The sequence below is a fragment of the Bacteroides sp. D2 genome (genome assembly GCF_025147085.1).
Lineage (GTDB): Bacteria > Bacteroidota > Bacteroidia > Bacteroidales > Bacteroidaceae > Bacteroides.
Map to the genome: position 1 here is coordinate 229,224 of NZ_CP102261.1, position 16,056 is coordinate 245,279.

The window sequence follows — 16,056 nt, forward strand, 5'->3', positions numbered from 1 at the left end:
AACTGTTTAATTATGAAACAACTATATAAATTATCCCTCCTGGTCATGGCTTTATTCGCAGGGATATCCTGTCATAACAGATCCTCATCAAGGAATCAACCCGAAGCCTCCAATAAAATAGGACCGGAATTTGAAGATATAAAGAAAGCACTTATCAATCTTTCCGACTTTCCCGCAGATCAGGAAGGTTTCATCTATTTATTTGATGGCAGTTCCCTAAAAGGGTGGCGCGGCTATGGAAAAGACCATTTACCGGAGAAGTGGTCTGTAGAAAACGGTGTGCTCCATCTTAACAGTTCAGCAGCTGGAGAGGGAGGAGATCTTATTTTCGCTTCTCTTTTCAAAGATTTTGAATTGGAACTGGAATGGAAGATATCCAAAGGAGGTAACTCCGGCATTTTCTACCTCGCACATGAAATAACAACAAGAGACATGAACGGGAGAAATCGGCTGGAGCCGATTTATATATCCGCACTTGAATATCAGATACTGGACGACGAACATAATCCGGATGCCAAATTGGGAAAGGTCAATAGCCGGATATCCGGTTCACTTTATGATATTATCCCCGCCATTCCGCAAATAGCCAAGCCTTTTGGAAAGTGGAATAAAACAAAAATTAGAGTCAGGCAGGGGCACGTCATCCATGAATTAAACGGGACCAAAGTCATGGAATGTCAGCTTTGGACACCCGAATGGAAAGAAAGGCTCCAAAACAGTAAATTCAGTGAAACCAAATGGCCGTTGGCTTTTGAGTTACTGAACAACAGAGAAGAAAAAGCGAAAGAGGGATATATCGGATTGCAGGATCATGGTCATGATGTATGGTTCCGTAATATCAGGATAAAAAGAAATTAGATTAGCAAAAGAAGTATGCAATAGAGACATTTTTAATGCGGAAAGCATTAGAAAAGTTAGGAAAATCCCTATATGTAATTAGGGAGAATCACTTGTATAGGAAGTTTTCTTACTTTACATTTGTAACATCAAGAAAACACATAAACTATACTTAATATGAAAAAGAATCCAACCTTTTTGCTTTTGCTGCTGACAATACTATTCAGTAGTTGCTATACGTCTGCAATCAGTTATAATAACTTGAATCGCATAGAACGAGGAATGTTTCCTAAAGATGTGATAGCTATTTTGGGTGAACCCATTTATCGAAGTTTTGATGATAAAAGCGAAATACTTGAGTTTCGTTCTTCCGAATATCCTCCAGCCAGAGTTGTAAGAATCAGGTTTGTGGATAATAAGGTGGTAGAGATGGAGAGTTATCTGGACAGATATGATAATTGCCGTGACGAAAACAAGACGAGCAAAGAAAAGAAGGAAGACAAATCTTCTGAAAAGGAGACAAGTTCCAAAGTCCGGGTTTCAACAGACGGAAAACACTTCGTACAGATGGGCTCAATCTTAGTCACTCCGGAAGGGAAACATGAAATAATAGTAAGTAATAGCGGAGGATTAATTATCACTGCATCGGGTGAACATATACATACATTCTAGTATGCAGCATAAGACTTGAACTGAAAAGTGCTTTTTTGTTTATAAATAGAATGTATTTGTTTACATTTGCATAATTAATACACTCACACATGGCAACTTATACTCATTTCGCAAAACAACCCGATGTCTTGAAACATCTGATACTCTGTGAAGTACTCAAGAATGAAACTCCGCAAGTATATGTAGAGACCAATTCGGCATGTGCCATCTATCCGATGACACAAACCCCGGAACAACAATATGGCATCTATCATTTCCTGGAGAAAGCAGATGAGGTCCCATCTCTAAAAGATTCTGTATATTACCAACTGGAAAGCGGAGAGATGGCAAAAGGAAATTATTTAGGTTCACCTGCCTTGGCTATGAATGTATTAGGGAAGCAAGCAAAAAGGTTTGTATTCTTTGATTTAGAAAAGAGTGCACTGGAGAATGTGGGTACCTATGCCAAACAAATCGGATTAAGTGCCTCTGTAGAGATACATCATGCCGACTCTTCGAGAGGTGCCATAGAGCTACTGCCTTCACTTCCCACATCCTCTTTCATCCATATCGATCCTTACGAAATAGACAAGAAAGGAGATTCTGGAGTAACCTATCTCGATGTCCTGATACAGGCTACTCTATTAGGAATGAAGTGTTTATTATGGTATGGATTCATGACCGGAGATGATAAAGCATCTTTGGACAACTATATTACATCCAGTCTGGAAAAGGCCGGCATCAAAGATTACACAGGTGTAGAGCTTACCATGAATTCAATAAGGAAAGACAGTGTATTATGTAATCCCGGCATTTTGGGAAGTGGTATTCTGGCGACCAATTTATCCCAAACCTCCACAGATATAATCCTTGATTACAGTAATCAACTGGTTGATATATACAAAGATGCTAAATACAAAGATTATGATGGGAGTTTATATATTCAGCATCTTTGATATCAACTTATTAACAATTTTATTTTAATCCATCTACTATCAATCAGTATCCTCCTCCCAATGCATGATAAAGATTAATAACTCCCTGTATTTCATCAAAACGATTGGAAGCGACGGATAATTCCGCCTGCAACAGAGTCTGACGAGCAGTAAGTACTTCCAGGTAGTTTTGCGAACTGTGCCGCATCAACAGTTCGGAACTACGCACCGCGGACTGAAGCGAAGTGACCTGCTGTTTGGAGAGTGCCAAACGGCCTTGCGCCTTCTGCCATTGCACCAACGCATCGTTTACTTCCGTTCCTGCATCAAGCAAACTTTGGCGGAAGGTGAGTAACGCCTCTTCCTGTTGTGCTTTCGCTATTTTCAGATTAGCAATATTCTGCCCGCGATTGAAAAGTGGCTGAACCAATGAGCCGACAGCGGAAAGCAACCACTGTCCGGGATTGGTTATAGAGCCACCTGCCGAGTTTGTCCATCCTGCGGAACCACTCAACGTGATAGAAGGATAAAAAGCAGAACGTGCCTGATTCGTTGCATAAAAAGCCCCAGCCAGTTCAGCTTCCTTTTGACGAATATCCGGACGACGGTGCAACAGTTGCAACGGTACTCCGGTTGAAAGGGATTCCGGGAAACGCTGGTTGTCAAGCGTAGAACGTGTTATCAGCTGCGGAGCCATACCCAACAGGGCGGAAAGAGAATTCTCCATTTCACTGATTTGCTGTTCAATAGAAAGTACAGAGGCATCTACCGATAGCTTGCTCGCTTCTGTTTGGGCAACAGCCATTTCCGTAGTTTGCCCGGCTCTTTTCAATGCTTTCATTACACGCAGGTTCTCATCCCATGTTTCAGCCGTGCGACGGGTAATATCCAGTTGCTTATCAAGCATCAATAAGGTGTAGTAACTATTGGCAATCGTTGCTACCAGTTGTGTCTGTACCGCTTGCCTATAGGCTTCACTCTGTTCGAGGGCGGCTTTGGCTCCTCGTTTGGCATTGGTCAACTTTCCGAAAATATCCAGTTCCCAGTCTGCCGATGCTGCCAGATCATAGGTCTTGGAGGTTTTCGAACCATCCACGCTACTCAATGTCCCTTGCGGAGTGAGCGATACAGAAGGCAGATAAGCCAACTTGGAAGAAAGCAGTAATGCTTCCGCTTCTTTCACTTTCAAACGAGCGATATTCAAATCGGTATTATTCGCAATACCCGTTTCAATCAGTTGCTGCAGTTGCGGGTCAGTAAATAGCTCCTTCCACGAAAGGGAAGCAATGGAAGCGGTATCCGCTGCAACCACCGGCTGCCGGTAAAGACTGTCGGTAACCGTCATATCCGGACGTTCATAAGTCCGGTACACATGACAACCACTCAATCCGGCCGACAGGAATAAACATATTATTATCTTTTTCATACACTTCAACAATTAAAGATTCTCCAACTCTGCCGGTTTACGTGCCGGCATCAGTTTTTCCTGAAGATACTGGAACACCATAAACAATACAGGTACGATAAACAACAGGGCAACCGTACCGATCAACATTCCACCTACGGTTCCTACACCGATGGAAATATTACCGTTCGCTCCTACTCCCGATGCAAACATCATCGGTAACATACCAAATATCATCGTAAGGGAGGTCATCAGGATTGGACGCAGACGGACTTGCGCAGCCGAAACAGCCGCTTGTATGATTGTCATTCCCTGACGACGGCGTTCGGAAGCATATTCCGTAAGCAGAATAGCTGTCTTCGACAACAAGCCGATTAGCATAATCAAACCTGTCTGTAAATAGATATTATTCTCCAGCCCGAACATCTTGGCAAAAAGGAAACTTCCGGCAAGTCCGAATGGTACAGAAAGAATCACCGCAATCGGAATGAACAAACTTTCGTAGAGCGCACAAAGAATAAGATAGATAAAAACTACACAGATGATAAATACCAGTGTTGTGGTATTCCCTGTGGAGGATTCTTCACGTGACATACCGCCGAACTCAAAGCCATAACCTGCCGGTAATACCTGTTCCGCAACCTCACGTACCACCTGAATAGCTTGTCCGGAACTGTAACCATCTGCCGGAGCACCATTGACGGAGATGGCAGAGAACAGATTGAAACGCGTTAGCGACTCTGCACCGTAGACTCGTGTCAAAGTGAGATACTGACTGACAGGAGACATCTCTCCGTCGGAATTGCGGACAAACATATTATTCAATGCTTCGGTATCCAGACGGAATTCCGGTGAAGCCTGTACCATTACACGGTAAAGTTTGGAGAAACGGTTCATATTGGATGCATAGTTACCACCGATATAGCCGGACAAAGTACTCAATACATCTGAAGGTGACACTCCATTCCGCTTACAAAGGGCGGCATCCACTTCTACCAGATATTGAGGGTATTTTGTATCGAACGAAGTAGAGGCACGTCCGATTTCAGGCCGGGCATTCAACGCGTCAATCATCTGACGGGTGTATTTCAGCAGATCTTCTACCGAACCACCTTTCTGGTCCTGGATATAAATCTCAAAACCACTACTTACCCCATACCCGGGAATCATCGGTTGTGCAAAGGCCATAATCTGTGCAGAAGAAATATCATCCGTACGCCGGTAAATCTCGTTAATAACAGCATTGATACCGTCTTCCTTTTCCGTACGTTCATCCCACGGTTTCAGACGAACGATAAACATACCGTTTGATGCTCCCTGACCGCTTATCATACCGTTACCCGTCACTTTAGAGAACATTCTGATTTGTGGTATGTCATGGATACGCTTATCTATTTCATCCATTACGATCTTGGTTTCTTCCAGACTGTTTCCGGGTGAAGTACGCACGTCTACAAAGATAGTTCCCATATCCTCTTGAGGAACCAATCCGGTCTTGGTGGTTTTCATCAGAAGAAACAATCCCGCACAAGCGACTAACAGCAATGCTCCCGCCAGCCATTTACGTTTCAACATGAAAAATACACCACTCTTATATTTCAGAACCAACCGATGAAAAGCACTATCAAATGCCATGTGGAAACGGGATGAGAAACTCAACTTCTCCCCTTTAGCAGCCTCCATGTGTGGTGTCATTATCAGTGCGCAGAGAGCGGGACTTAAAGTTAATGCGTTAATTAGAGATATTGCTACGGCAACAGCCATGGTCAGTCCAAACTGGGTGTAGAACGTTCCGGTAGTTCCTCCCATAAAACATACGGGAATAAATACCGCCATGAAGACAAAGGTGGTAGTTACCAATGCCGAAGTAATGCCACCCATAGCATCAATGGTGGCCCGGTAAGCAGATTTATATCCCTCGTCGAACTTTGCCTGCACCGCCTCCACCACAACAATAGCATCATCCACCACCGTTCCGATAACCAACACCAGTGCAAACAATGTCAACATATTCAGACTGAAACCTGCGGCATAGAGAAAAGCAAAAGTACCCACAAGGGAAACGATGATAGAAATGGCCGGAATAAACGTAGATCGCAAACTTTGCAGGAAAACGTAAACCACAAGTACCACTAACAGAATGGCTTCAATCAAGGTTTTTATCACATTCTTAATGGATGCATCCAAAAACTCTTTCGAACTCATCAGGTCTACCAGCTCCATCCCTTTAGGCAATCCTTGAGCAATTTCTGCTGTCACCTTATCTATTTCCTTAATAATCTCATTGGCGTTCGAACCGGAAGTCTGCGCAATCATACAGTTGGAACCGGGATGCCCGTTCACTTCACCGATGTATGTATAAGAGCTGGCACCTAATTCGATACGTGCCACATCTTTCAGTCGTAGCACCTCTCCTCCTGCCTGCGAACGGATCACCAGATTGCCATAATCCTTTTCTTCTTCATAACGTCCGCGATATTTCAGTACATACTGAAAAGTATTCTTCGATTCGGCGCCAAGCGTTCCCGTAGGGGCTTCCAGATTCTGTTCGTCAAGTACCGTCGTGATGTCGGACGGAACCAGTCCATATTTGGCCATCTTAGCCGGATCGAGCCAGATACGCAACGAATAGTCGGCTCCCATCACATTCACCTCACCCACACCGGCAATACGTGAAAGACGGGGTTCGATATTGATCTTCAGATAGTTATTCAGAAAACTTTCATCGAACGTGTTGTCGGGGCTATACAATGCCAATGCTTTGATATTACTTGTCTGGCGCTTGCGGACAGTGATACCGCTGCGGGTGACTTCTGCCGGTAATAATCCCTGTGCCGTAGCAATACGGTTCTGCACGTTAACTGTCGCCATATCGGGGTCAGTCCCCTGACGGAAGTAAATGGTTATTCTCGCTGAACCGTTATTGGTAGAGGAAGAGGTCATGTACATCATATTCTCTACTCCGTTGAGCGCTTCTTCCAATGGCACGACTACACTCTTCTGTACTGTTTCCGCATTAGCACCGGTATAGGTAGCGGAAACGCTGACGGTAGGAGGTGCAATTTCAGGAAACTGTTCAACGGGAAGCTGCGAGAGTCCTATCAATCCGATGATAAGAAAAACAACCGAAATTACTCCTGCGAGAATAGGCCGGTCTATAAATGTTCTGATTTTCATAACGGCATCTTATTCTTTAGTCGGATCACTCTTGATTACTGTTCCCTCACGCACCAGTCCGGCACCTTCGGCTATAATAACATCACCCGGCGCAAGTCCTGTTTCGACGATATATTCAGTACCGTTATTCAATCGGAACACTTCTACCGGAGTTGATTTCGCTTTGCCGTCGACTACTTTATATACAAATATACGATTCTGTAATTCGTAAGTAGCCGCTTGCGGAATGATGATACATCCTTCTTTGATAGTAGGAACTACGACTTTACCACTTCCACCGTTACGCAGGAACTGGTCGGGGTTGGCAAAAACAGCCCGCAACCCAACAGCACCGGTTCCTTCATCCACCGTACCGCTGATAGCGTCTACCTTTCCGGTATGAGAATAGGTTTTTCCATTACTCATAGTCAGTTCCACTTCGTCCATGTTTTCTATCGCTTTTTTAAGTGAGCCATACTGTTGCACAAAGTCGAGTATCTGATTCTCCGTCATGGAGAAATAGGCATATACTTCGCTGTCGTCCGAAACAGTGACTAACGGTTCGGTGATACTGCTGCTCACCAACGCCCCTACCCGATAAGGAATCATGCTGGCTACTCCGTTCACCGGACTTTTCACTTCGGTATAAGAAAGGTCATTGCGCGCATTCACTTCCTGTGCTTTAGCCTGTGCCAATGCCGCTTCTGCTGCCGCTTGTTCATTGCGGGCTGTTTGCAAATCGAACTCGGACACAATCTGTTCTTTGTAAAGTTCAGCTTTGCTATCCGCTGTCAATTTAGCAGTGGCAAGTTTGGCTTCCGCGCTTTTTACATTAGCCACTGCTGTTTCCAACGCTGCTTTATAAGGAACCTGGTCGATAATGAAAAGTGTCTGTCCTTTATGAACGGGATCTCCTTCATTGATACATATCCCGGTGATTATGCCACTCACCTGCGGACGAATTTCAACATACTGCCGCCCTCGTAGCGTAGCTGTATAATCGGATTTCAAAATCTGGTTACTTTGTGTTACGGTAAGTGTTTTGTACGTGGCATCTGCCTCTTTCTGTTGCGAACCTCCACAAGCGCATAACAGAGGCAAACAAACCAAGGCAAAAATGATTAGTTGTTTCATTGTAGCTATATTTAAATGATTGTTAATGATTTATAACCCATTATTCCATAAAAAACACGACTGACCAAATCTAAGAATTATCAAACAATAAAATAAGAATGTAGTGACGAACGGCAAGAATATGATGACGAACGACAAAAGGGAATGCTTGGGGTTTCAGAACAATCTTTTATCTTTGCAAAGAAGTGAGAAAATATACTTCCGGGAGTTAAACGAGCAATGAGAAGAATATGAAACGTACTAATATACCTGTTTACATCGACTTGCTTTTCTGTCTGGTAATCATGCCGCCCATTATCATGTTAGTGCCGGTAGACAAATGGATTGTACACCACACGGTCTTTATGCTGACCCTGATTGTCTATCTCTACGGTCTGTACTTCATCTACCGTAAAGTGAAACTACCGATGCTTTTCATGCAACGGAAGTTCGGACATATCTTATTGCTCATGTTATCGCTTATCTTTATCACATGGTTGCTAACCCACTTTCCATACCCACCGGAACCCAACAATATAGACCCGATGATGCATAAAGCCCGGCAACACATGCGGGCGCAAACTGTGTGGTTCTTTTTCCTGGTAGTGACGGGGTTCAGTCTTTCCATAGAACTGATCTTTGAGCTTTTCCGGCAAATTCTTTCCAAACAGGAGATTGAAGCGGAAAAGAACAAGGCGGAACTGGCTCTCTACAAGGCACAAATCAATCCGCACTTCCTTTTCAATACATTGAACGCTCTCTACGGACTGGTACTTACGAAGTCGGACAAAACAGAATCCGCCTTTATCAAGTTTTCCAATATCCTGAAATATATGTATGCCCAGACTACTTCAGATCTGATTTCCATAAGCAACGAAGTAGAATATATACGCCAATATGTTGATTTGCAATCTTTGCGTTTAAACAAGCATACGAAAGTGGTATTTGAAACCGAGATGGATGACGAACAGATACAGATTCCTCCGATGATTCTCATTACTTTTGTCGAGAACAGTTTCAAATACGGCGTTTCGTCCGACACGGACTGTACAATTTTTATTCGTATCATTGTAAAGGAAGGGCAGCTTATCTTCGAAACCGAGAATATGATTATGAAGGAGAACCATCAAAATCCTCATGCCATCGGAATAGACAATTGCCGTAAACGGCTGGAACTTCTTTATCCCAACCGCTTTATATTGCTTACAAAAGAAGAAAACGGATGCTTCAAAACCTATCTTAACATTCAACTACGATGAAAAAGCTGACTTGTATCGCTATTGACGACGAACCGATTGCATTGCTCATCATCAGCCAGTTTTGCGAACGAAAAGGCGGACTGGAACTTACTACTTTCAGCGAACCGCTGACCGGGCTGAAAGAAATAGCCCGGTGCAAACCTGATCTGGTCTTTCTGGATATTGAAATGAATAGCATCAGCGGACTGGATATTGCCCATGCACTTCCTCCCGAGAGTTGTCTCATCTTTACGACAGCCCATGCACAGTATGCACTGGACGGCTTCGACCTCGATGCCGTGGATTTCCTGCATAAACCCTTCGCTTACGAACGATTTGAAAAGGCAGTGGAGAAAGCGATTGTCTTTATCGAAGCACGCCAGAACAAACTGCCGGAAAACATCATAATCAAACAAGAATACAATAATATATCTATTCCTATCTCCGATATTCTTTATATCGAAGCAATGGAGAATTATACGAAAATATTCCGTATAAACGGCAACTATATATTATCGCGCACAAGTTTGAAAAGTATTCAGGAGATGTTACCCGAAAAGGCTTTTCTACGTACGCACCGCTCGTATATCATTCCGATTAATAAAGTGGAACGATTTTCTAAACGGGAAATAAACCTGACCGGATGCCGGATTGTAATCCCCATAGGAAGACAATACGCAGAAAATGTCTATGCTACATTGACGGCCAGGAATATGACACTATAAACAAGTATACAGAATACCGGAGCTTTTTAAATTAGCTCCCGGCCTTCTGGGTATAAATTAATTTATCTCTTTGGCTGATTGTCCACAAGCCATCTATCAGTCGTACATTTTTCGTATCATCGTCCTCCACGTTCCACGCATAACCTCCCGAAGGCAGGCTACGTCTCTCCAATATTTCATTGGGCTGATTATTGGAAAAGAAAAGTTCCAGCTGTGTAGAATCGGGACTAAAAACAATGAAAGCAGAAGTGTCACTATCATCCACCGCCTCTGTACGAATCCCTTTCTCGAACAAGCGGATACAGTCTTTTTGCACTTCACACCATACGTATCCGGCAGAACCGATACAACCATGTTCATCCCGGTCACCTCCCACAAGCGGAGATTGCGGATACTGAACTAATTTGGTAGCCGGCATCCCCGGTGTATATTTTCCTGTATAAAACACTTCCAGCGTATCATTCAGAAGTAAACCGTTGACTTCTTCTTTATTCGCATCCATCGTACTGAATGAAAGGGTATCATTCTTATCAGTGACAATCGTTACCGTATTCATGGTTGCATCACTTACAATTCCTTTAGAACTGCTCACTTTCGACGAGCAACCTGCCATGAGGCACAGAGTGCCTACCGCTAATAGCATTGTTTTCATTTTCTTTAAATTTTGCTTTGTTTTAAATTAATGCAAAGATAAAGGTTATACATCAATATCCCGCTTCTACAAAATAAATTAATTTCGGGACAGTTTGTTCAGTTGCACTGCCTAAAATGCCTATATTGGACAACGATCTATTAGAAATTCAGTCTACCTTTGTGATGTAGATAATCAAAAGTAAATACGGAATGCCATGAAAAAAACTTTTCAAATCCCAACTCCCGAAACTCTGGAAGCCTTGACAGGTAAGGAACTTTATGATCTATGGACTTCACTTCGCCAACTTATCGAACAGAAGTACAATATGGAACAAATGTGGAATCATGGAGGAAAAAAATGGACCTACGAATACAAATATCGCAGAGGCGGAAAAACTCTATGTGCCCTATACGCCAAAGAGCAAACGATTGGGTTCATGGTTATTTTAGGTAAAGATGAACGCACTAAATTCGAATCCATGCGAGAAATGTTCTCCAATGCGGCTCAAAAGATATATGATGAGACGACCACTTTCCATGATGGGAAGTGGCTTATGTTCGAATTAAAAGATACTTCTTTATTTAATGATATAGAGCGGCTCCTATCTATCAAACGAAAACCCAACCGATGATTGAATCAGAAATAAATAAGAGGTATTGTCAAAGTTGCGGGATGCCTCTCCGCTTTGATGTAGAGAAATATCTGGGTACTAACTCCGACGGTTCGCGAAGTGATGAATATTGCTATTACTGTCTGAAAGACGGAAAATATATCGTTGATATTCCGATGTCGGAAATGATTAATATCTGGATAAAATACACCGACAAGTACAATGAATATGCAGATACTGCTTATTCGCCGGAGGAACTTAGGCACATCCTCAACGAACGGTTACCCCATCTGAAACGGTGGAAACAGAAGCTGGAAACCTGTAATATCCATCACCAGAAGATTCAGGATATAATCGTTTATATCAATAATCACTTATTCGATACTTTGGATACAGACATGCTTAGCACGATAAGCGGACTTTCCAAATATCACTTCAGAAGAGTGTTTCAAACTGTTGCCGGAGAAAATATCGGAAGCTACATACAGCGTTTACGTCTCGAACATATAGCACATTTATTAGTATCCACCGAGTTTACATTAAATCAGATTTCGGAACAGACAAACTATCAGACCAAATTTAGTCTAGCCAAAGCCTTCAAAAAACATTTTGGCGTATCGAGCTCTCAATATAGAGAGAAGTACAAGCCGATGTATGATGAGCAACATGCGGTTATCACTCCTGAAATCCGGTCGATTCTGCCAATGAAAGTATTTTGTATCGAGGTTGGTGAAAAATACAAAGATGAGCTCCGATACAAATTAATATGGAACAGACTGACCAATTACGCCAAGCAACATAATGAAGAAAAGTTGAATTATAAGTTTGTCAGCCTTAGTATGGATGACCCGTCCATAACTCCCATGAATAAATGCCGCTTCTATCTCGGGGTGACAATTGATGACACTGAAAATGATTCGCAACCGGGAGTGATGGAAGTTCCCGGTGGACGTTATGCTGTATTCAGACATATTGGAGACTACTCTTTGTTGCATAAGTTATACCGGACTATTTATGAAGAGTGGTTTCCGGAAAGTAAATATCGCCCTCAAAGTACCTTTAGCTTTGAGATGTATATGAACCGTCCCTACTCTACTCTTAGAACAGAATTAATGACCGACATTTATATTCCGGTCACAAAGAAATAAGAAATTATCAACACTCTAAAAACAATGTATTATGGGAAAGATTTCAGAAATCATGCTATTGAAACAACCGGAACAATCCGCTTTGGCTGTTGAAGTACACACGGATATGAATGGAATGCCGGAGGCTATCGGGAAGAACTTCGTAAAAATAGACTCTTTATTTAAGGCACAAGGCGAAGTCACTACTGATATTCCTTACGTTGAGTATCCCGACTTTGAGAGTCTGACTGAACACAATATAAAAATGATTATTGGTCTAAAATCATCCAGAGAGTTACAGGGTGAAGGGGCTATACGATCTATTACGATACCGGAAAGAAAAATAGTTTCCTGTCTGCATAAAGGAACTTACAATGAACTGGCTGTCCTGTACAATGAAATGATGGAATGGATAAAAAACAACGGTTACAAACCTTCGGGAACATCCATAGAATATTATTACAGCAATCCCAATGTACCCGAAGAGGAGCAGGTGACGAGAATAGAAATGCCACTATTATGAATATTTACTTCATCTAGTTATTTCTTTCCTTACTATCAATAACTATCGAATATACATTCCAGTTTTCGTTCAACTTAAGTCAAACTAACGCTTGACTTAAGTTATTCTTTCGTTTGACTTAAGTCAAACGAAAACTCATTAGGCAACGAAAAAGATATTGTATTCAAAGATAACAACTAAAAATAGCATAGCGAAAAATTAGTTCTTATACCCTGAAGTACCCCACAAAATAGATCAAACACAACAGATGCAGACATCATTTTTGTATCTTTGCCGGATACAGAATAAACATGAAAAGAGAAATTCTATATCAAAAGATAGCCGGTACCATCGCCTGGCAGATAAAAACAGGTATATGGAAAGCAGGTGAGAAATTACCTTCTTTACGTACTATCAGCAATGAATATGGCGTGAGTTTAAACACGGCAATCCAGGTATATTATGAACTGGAAAAGGACGGATTTATCATCTCCCGCCCCAAATCAGGGTACATTGTCAATTATAAACCATTAAATTTGTCTGCTCCGGCAACAACACAACCTGCAACTCAATCTTTAGGAAAAGAAGAGGCTGACTTAATCATGGAAGTATATCATTCCATCGAAGATTCGTCCATCACCCGTTTCTCACTGGGAATACCGGAAGACGTTCTATTGCCTATTGCAAAGCTCAATAAGGAATTAATCAAGGCAATGTATTCACTTCCGGGAAACGGTACCAGGTATGAAGACCCGCAGGGAAATATTCGGTTAAGAAACTATATTGCCCGTTTTGCATATAGCTGGAATGGAAATCTGACTGAAGATGATATTGTCACTACCACGGGAGTGACCAATTCTATCTCTTTAGCATTATCTGTTATTGCCCGAAAAGGAGATACGATAGCTGTTGAAAGTCCTGTTTATTTCGGCATATTGCAGTTGGCCAACAGCATGGGACTCCGGGTGTTGGAACTGCCCACCAACCCTGTAACAGGTATTGAGCCCGATGCTTTAAGAAAAGTATTACCGCAGATTAATCTATGCCTGCTTATCAGTAATTTCAGTAATCCACTGGGAAGTTGTATGCCCGATGAGCATAAAAAAGAGGTAGTGCAGATGTTGGCTGAATATAATATTCCTCTGATTGAAGATGATTTATACGGTGATGTATTCTTCGGACATTCACGCCCTAAGCCATGCAAAGCTTTCGATAAAAAGGGACTTGTGTTATGGTGTGGCTCTGTGTCAAAGACATTAGCTCCCGGTTACCGGGTAGGCTGGATTGCCCCCGGTAAATTTAAGGATGCTGTTATTCGCCAAAAACATATTCATTTAATATCCACTCCTACCCTCAATCAGGAGGCCATTGCCAACTTTATGGAAAACGGCAGGTATGAGAATCATTTGCGCAGGTTGCGCCATGAATTACATTCCAACAGTCTTCATCTGGCACAATCTATTACCGACTATTTCCCCGAAGACACTAAAATCATAACTCCGCAGGGAGGTTTCATGCTTTGGGTGGAACTAAACAAAAAGATTGATACCACAGAATTATATTACAAAGCCATGCAACACAAGATCAGCATTGCTCCCGGACGCATGTTTACACTGCACGACCAGTACAGAAACTGTATGCGTTTGAGTTTCGGTCAGCAATGGAGTCCCTTTATCGAAGAACGCTTGCAGGTTTTAGGAAACATTATCAAAGAATCATTCTGATTGGCGGACATACTCCTTTACCACCTCTCCGAGAGTCTTCAGCCCTTTCTCTATTTTGTCTTCAGGCATATTGGAGTAGTTTATTCTAAGCGTATTTTCCTTGTTGCCATTCGGATAAAAAGAACCTCCCGGAACAAAAGCAATCTTTTTCTCCAGACTTCTGACTAAAACTTCGCGTGCTGAAATCCCCACAGGAAGTTCTATCCAGGTAAATAGTCCGCCTTCGGGACGAGTAAACTTTATTGTATCCGGAAAATAACGTTCTATACTTTCAATTGCAACATTCCTGCGCTTTCTATATACTTCGACTATTTTTGCAATATGTTTATCAATATCATATCGCTTCAGATATTCGGCAATGGTCATCTGGGCAATAGTGTTGCATTGTAAATCCGTACCTTGCTTGACTAATACATATTTGCGGATAATATCTTTATCCCCCGCAATCCAGCCAATCCGGAAGCCGGGACAGAATATTTTCGAAAAACTGCCTGTACACAAGATATTTCCAGCCTCATCAAAAGACTTTATAGAGGGCAAAGGTTCTCCCTCAAACCTTAACTCGCCATACGGATTATCCTCAATAACTGCAACACTGTATTTGGCAGATAATTCAGCTAATTTCCTGCGTCTTTCCAGACTCCACGTTTTTCCTGTAGGATTCTGAAAGGTAGGTATCGCATATATCAGTTTTATATGCGGAGTGTTACTCAAAACATCTTCCAAAACGTCCATCATCATCCCTTCCTCATCCGTGGGAATTTCAATGAAGCTACACCCATACGCTTTGAATGCGCTAATCGCAGCCAAATAGGTCGGGCTTTCACAAAGCACGACATCTCCTTCGTCCAAAAAGACTTTTCCGGATAAGTCTAATCCTTGTTGCGAACCATGAGTTATCAAAATATTGTCTTTATCGAAAGCAGTGCCCAAACGCCTGTTCATCCGGTTGGCAATCCATTCCCGCAAAGGAGCATAACCTTCCGTTGTGGTATATTGAAGTGCTTTTGTACCTGCTTCTTTCAATACAATCTGATTGATCTCATTGATTTCATCTATTGGGAAAAGTTCCGGAGCAGGCAGACCACCGGCAAACGAAATCACATCTTCCTGTTCAGTCACTTTTAATATCTCTCTTATTTCCGAAGCCTTTATATAAGACATTCTTTTAGCAAAATTCAACTTCATAACCTTTAAGTATATTAGGAGATTAAAACAACACTGCAAAGTAAAGCAAAAAAGAAAGACGAGAACAGATACACTTTTTTATATATTGACAGGTACAGATGAGGGAGTTTTCAAAGGATAGCTATATGAAGTTAATCTCCCATATTACTTATTTCGTCATGAGGAATCAGGGCATTCGTCGAATAATCCTATACAGAGCCCTGTTTAAACT

The 16,056-nt window shown here is 42.1% G+C and carries 14 protein-coding genes; 9 read left to right on the forward strand and 5 right to left on the reverse strand.

The features are described from left to right. The first annotated feature begins 12 nt into the window (after positions 1 to 12). The 3 genes from NQ505_RS00895 (at position 13) to NQ505_RS00905 (ending at position 2,444) form a co-directional block, all read left to right on the forward strand. On the forward strand, positions 13 to 858 hold the full coding sequence (locus NQ505_RS00895) for a DUF1080 domain-containing protein (RefSeq protein WP_008999017.1): 846 nt from the start codon (positions 13 to 15) through the stop codon (positions 856 to 858). A 156-nt stretch (positions 859 to 1,014) separates the two neighbouring features. Further along, positions 1,015 to 1,509, forward strand: coding sequence for a hypothetical protein (locus NQ505_RS00900; RefSeq protein WP_008999018.1), 495 nt, complete (start codon positions 1,015 to 1,017; stop codon positions 1,507 to 1,509). Between the two features lie 89 nt (positions 1,510 to 1,598). Then, positions 1,599 to 2,444, forward strand: a complete 846-nt coding sequence (locus NQ505_RS00905) for a hypothetical protein (protein WP_008999019.1) — start codon at positions 1,599 to 1,601, stop codon at positions 2,442 to 2,444. A 43-nt stretch (positions 2,445 to 2,487) separates the two neighbouring features. On the opposite strand, the gene NQ505_RS00910 is transcribed toward NQ505_RS00905, so the two are convergent. The 3 genes from NQ505_RS00910 to NQ505_RS00920 are packed head-to-tail and all read right to left on the reverse strand — an operon-like array spanning position 2,488 to position 8,118. Next, on the reverse strand, positions 2,488 to 3,849 hold the full coding sequence (locus NQ505_RS00910; protein WP_008999020.1) for an efflux transporter outer membrane subunit: 1,362 nt from the start codon (positions 3,847 to 3,849) through the stop codon (positions 2,488 to 2,490). 12 nt (positions 3,850 to 3,861) lie between these two features. Next, positions 3,862 to 7,005: an efflux RND transporter permease subunit gene (locus NQ505_RS00915; protein ID WP_008999021.1), complete on the reverse strand. Its 3,144-nt coding sequence runs from the start codon at positions 7,003 to 7,005 to the stop codon at positions 3,862 to 3,864. Between the two features lie 9 nt (positions 7,006 to 7,014). Further along, complete coding sequence (locus NQ505_RS00920) at positions 7,015 to 8,118, reverse strand: efflux RND transporter periplasmic adaptor subunit (RefSeq protein ID WP_008999022.1); 1,104 nt, start codon at positions 8,116 to 8,118, stop codon at positions 7,015 to 7,017. Between the two features lie 230 nt (positions 8,119 to 8,348). On the opposite strand from NQ505_RS00920, the gene NQ505_RS00925 reads away from it, so the two are divergent. Together NQ505_RS00925 and NQ505_RS00930 are read left to right on the forward strand one after the other, a co-directional pair. After that, positions 8,349 to 9,356 (forward strand): sensor histidine kinase, encoded by a 1,008-nt coding sequence (locus NQ505_RS00925; RefSeq protein WP_008999023.1) that lies wholly within the window; start codon positions 8,349 to 8,351, stop codon positions 9,354 to 9,356. Beyond that, entirely contained in the window at positions 9,353 to 10,060 is a 708-nt protein-coding gene (locus tag NQ505_RS00930) for a LytR/AlgR family response regulator transcription factor (RefSeq protein WP_008999024.1), read from the forward strand. Before NQ505_RS00925 ends, NQ505_RS00930 begins: the two co-directional genes overlap by 4 nt. 31 nt (positions 10,061 to 10,091) lie before the next feature. On the opposite strand, the gene NQ505_RS00935 is transcribed toward NQ505_RS00930, so the two are convergent. Beyond that, positions 10,092 to 10,712 carry a hypothetical protein gene (locus NQ505_RS00935; RefSeq protein WP_032853508.1) on the reverse strand — a complete coding sequence of 207 codons (621 nt, stop codon included), beginning with the start codon at positions 10,710 to 10,712 and terminating at the stop codon, positions 10,092 to 10,094. A gap of 196 nt (positions 10,713 to 10,908) precedes the next feature. Here NQ505_RS00935 and NQ505_RS00940 point away from each other — a divergent pair, with 196 nt between their 5' ends. The 4 genes from NQ505_RS00940 to NQ505_RS00955 all read left to right on the forward strand — a co-directional run bounded on the left by NQ505_RS00940 (position 10,909) and on the right by NQ505_RS00955 (position 14,657). Further along, complete coding sequence (locus NQ505_RS00940; RefSeq protein WP_008999026.1) at positions 10,909 to 11,325, forward strand: DUF3788 domain-containing protein; 417 nt, start codon at positions 10,909 to 10,911, stop codon at positions 11,323 to 11,325. Next, positions 11,322 to 12,452: a GyrI-like domain-containing protein gene (locus NQ505_RS00945; protein WP_008999027.1), complete on the forward strand. Its 1,131-nt coding sequence runs from the start codon at positions 11,322 to 11,324 to the stop codon at positions 12,450 to 12,452. The genes NQ505_RS00940 and NQ505_RS00945 overlap by 4 nt, the downstream gene beginning before the upstream one ends. 31 nt (positions 12,453 to 12,483) lie before the next feature. After that, positions 12,484 to 12,954 carry a GyrI-like domain-containing protein gene (locus tag NQ505_RS00950; RefSeq protein ID WP_008999028.1) on the forward strand — a complete coding sequence of 157 codons (471 nt, stop codon included), beginning with the start codon at positions 12,484 to 12,486 and terminating at the stop codon, positions 12,952 to 12,954. Positions 12,955 to 13,244: 290 nt separating this feature from the next. Beyond that, positions 13,245 to 14,657: a PLP-dependent aminotransferase family protein gene (locus tag NQ505_RS00955; RefSeq protein ID WP_008999029.1), complete on the forward strand. Its 1,413-nt coding sequence runs from the start codon at positions 13,245 to 13,247 to the stop codon at positions 14,655 to 14,657. Here NQ505_RS00955 and NQ505_RS00960 read toward each other — a convergent pair. Beyond that, positions 14,649 to 15,845, reverse strand: a complete 1,197-nt coding sequence (locus tag NQ505_RS00960) for a PLP-dependent aminotransferase family protein (protein ID WP_008999030.1) — start codon at positions 15,843 to 15,845, stop codon at positions 14,649 to 14,651. The two genes, NQ505_RS00955 and NQ505_RS00960, sit on opposite strands and share 9 nt — an antisense overlap. Positions 15,846 to 16,056: the final 211 nt, after the last annotated feature.

Bases quoted from the DNA above. Each gene is read 5' to 3' on its own strand.
- NQ505_RS00935 (WP_032853508.1), bottom strand. From the start codon at position 10,712: ATGAAAACAATGCTATTAGCGGTAGGCACTCTGTGCCTCATGGCAGGT.
- NQ505_RS00895 (WP_008999017.1), top strand. From the start codon at position 13: ATGAAACAACTATATAAATTATCCCTCCTGGTCATGGCTTTATTCGCA.
- NQ505_RS00930 (WP_008999024.1), top strand. From the start codon at position 9,353: ATGAAAAAGCTGACTTGTATCGCTATTGACGACGAACCGATTGCATTG.
- NQ505_RS00950 (WP_008999028.1), top strand. From the start codon at position 12,484: ATGGGAAAGATTTCAGAAATCATGCTATTGAAACAACCGGAACAATCC.
- NQ505_RS00900 (WP_008999018.1), top strand. From the start codon at position 1,015: ATGAAAAAGAATCCAACCTTTTTGCTTTTGCTGCTGACAATACTATTC.
- NQ505_RS00945 (WP_008999027.1), top strand. From the start codon at position 11,322: ATGATTGAATCAGAAATAAATAAGAGGTATTGTCAAAGTTGCGGGATG.
- NQ505_RS00925 (WP_008999023.1), top strand. From the start codon at position 8,349: ATGAAACGTACTAATATACCTGTTTACATCGACTTGCTTTTCTGTCTG.
- NQ505_RS00915 (WP_008999021.1), bottom strand. From the start codon at position 7,005: ATGAAAATCAGAACATTTATAGACCGGCCTATTCTCGCAGGAGTAATT.
- NQ505_RS00910 (WP_008999020.1), bottom strand. From the start codon at position 3,849: ATGAAAAAGATAATAATATGTTTATTCCTGTCGGCCGGATTGAGTGGT.
- NQ505_RS00960 (WP_008999030.1), bottom strand. From the start codon at position 15,845: ATGAAGTTGAATTTTGCTAAAAGAATGTCTTATATAAAGGCTTCGGAA.
- NQ505_RS00940 (WP_008999026.1), top strand. From the start codon at position 10,909: ATGAAAAAAACTTTTCAAATCCCAACTCCCGAAACTCTGGAAGCCTTG.
- NQ505_RS00905 (WP_008999019.1), top strand. From the start codon at position 1,599: ATGGCAACTTATACTCATTTCGCAAAACAACCCGATGTCTTGAAACAT.
- NQ505_RS00920 (WP_008999022.1), bottom strand. From the start codon at position 8,118: ATGAAACAACTAATCATTTTTGCCTTGGTTTGTTTGCCTCTGTTATGC.
- NQ505_RS00955 (WP_008999029.1), top strand. From the start codon at position 13,245: ATGAAAAGAGAAATTCTATATCAAAAGATAGCCGGTACCATCGCCTGG.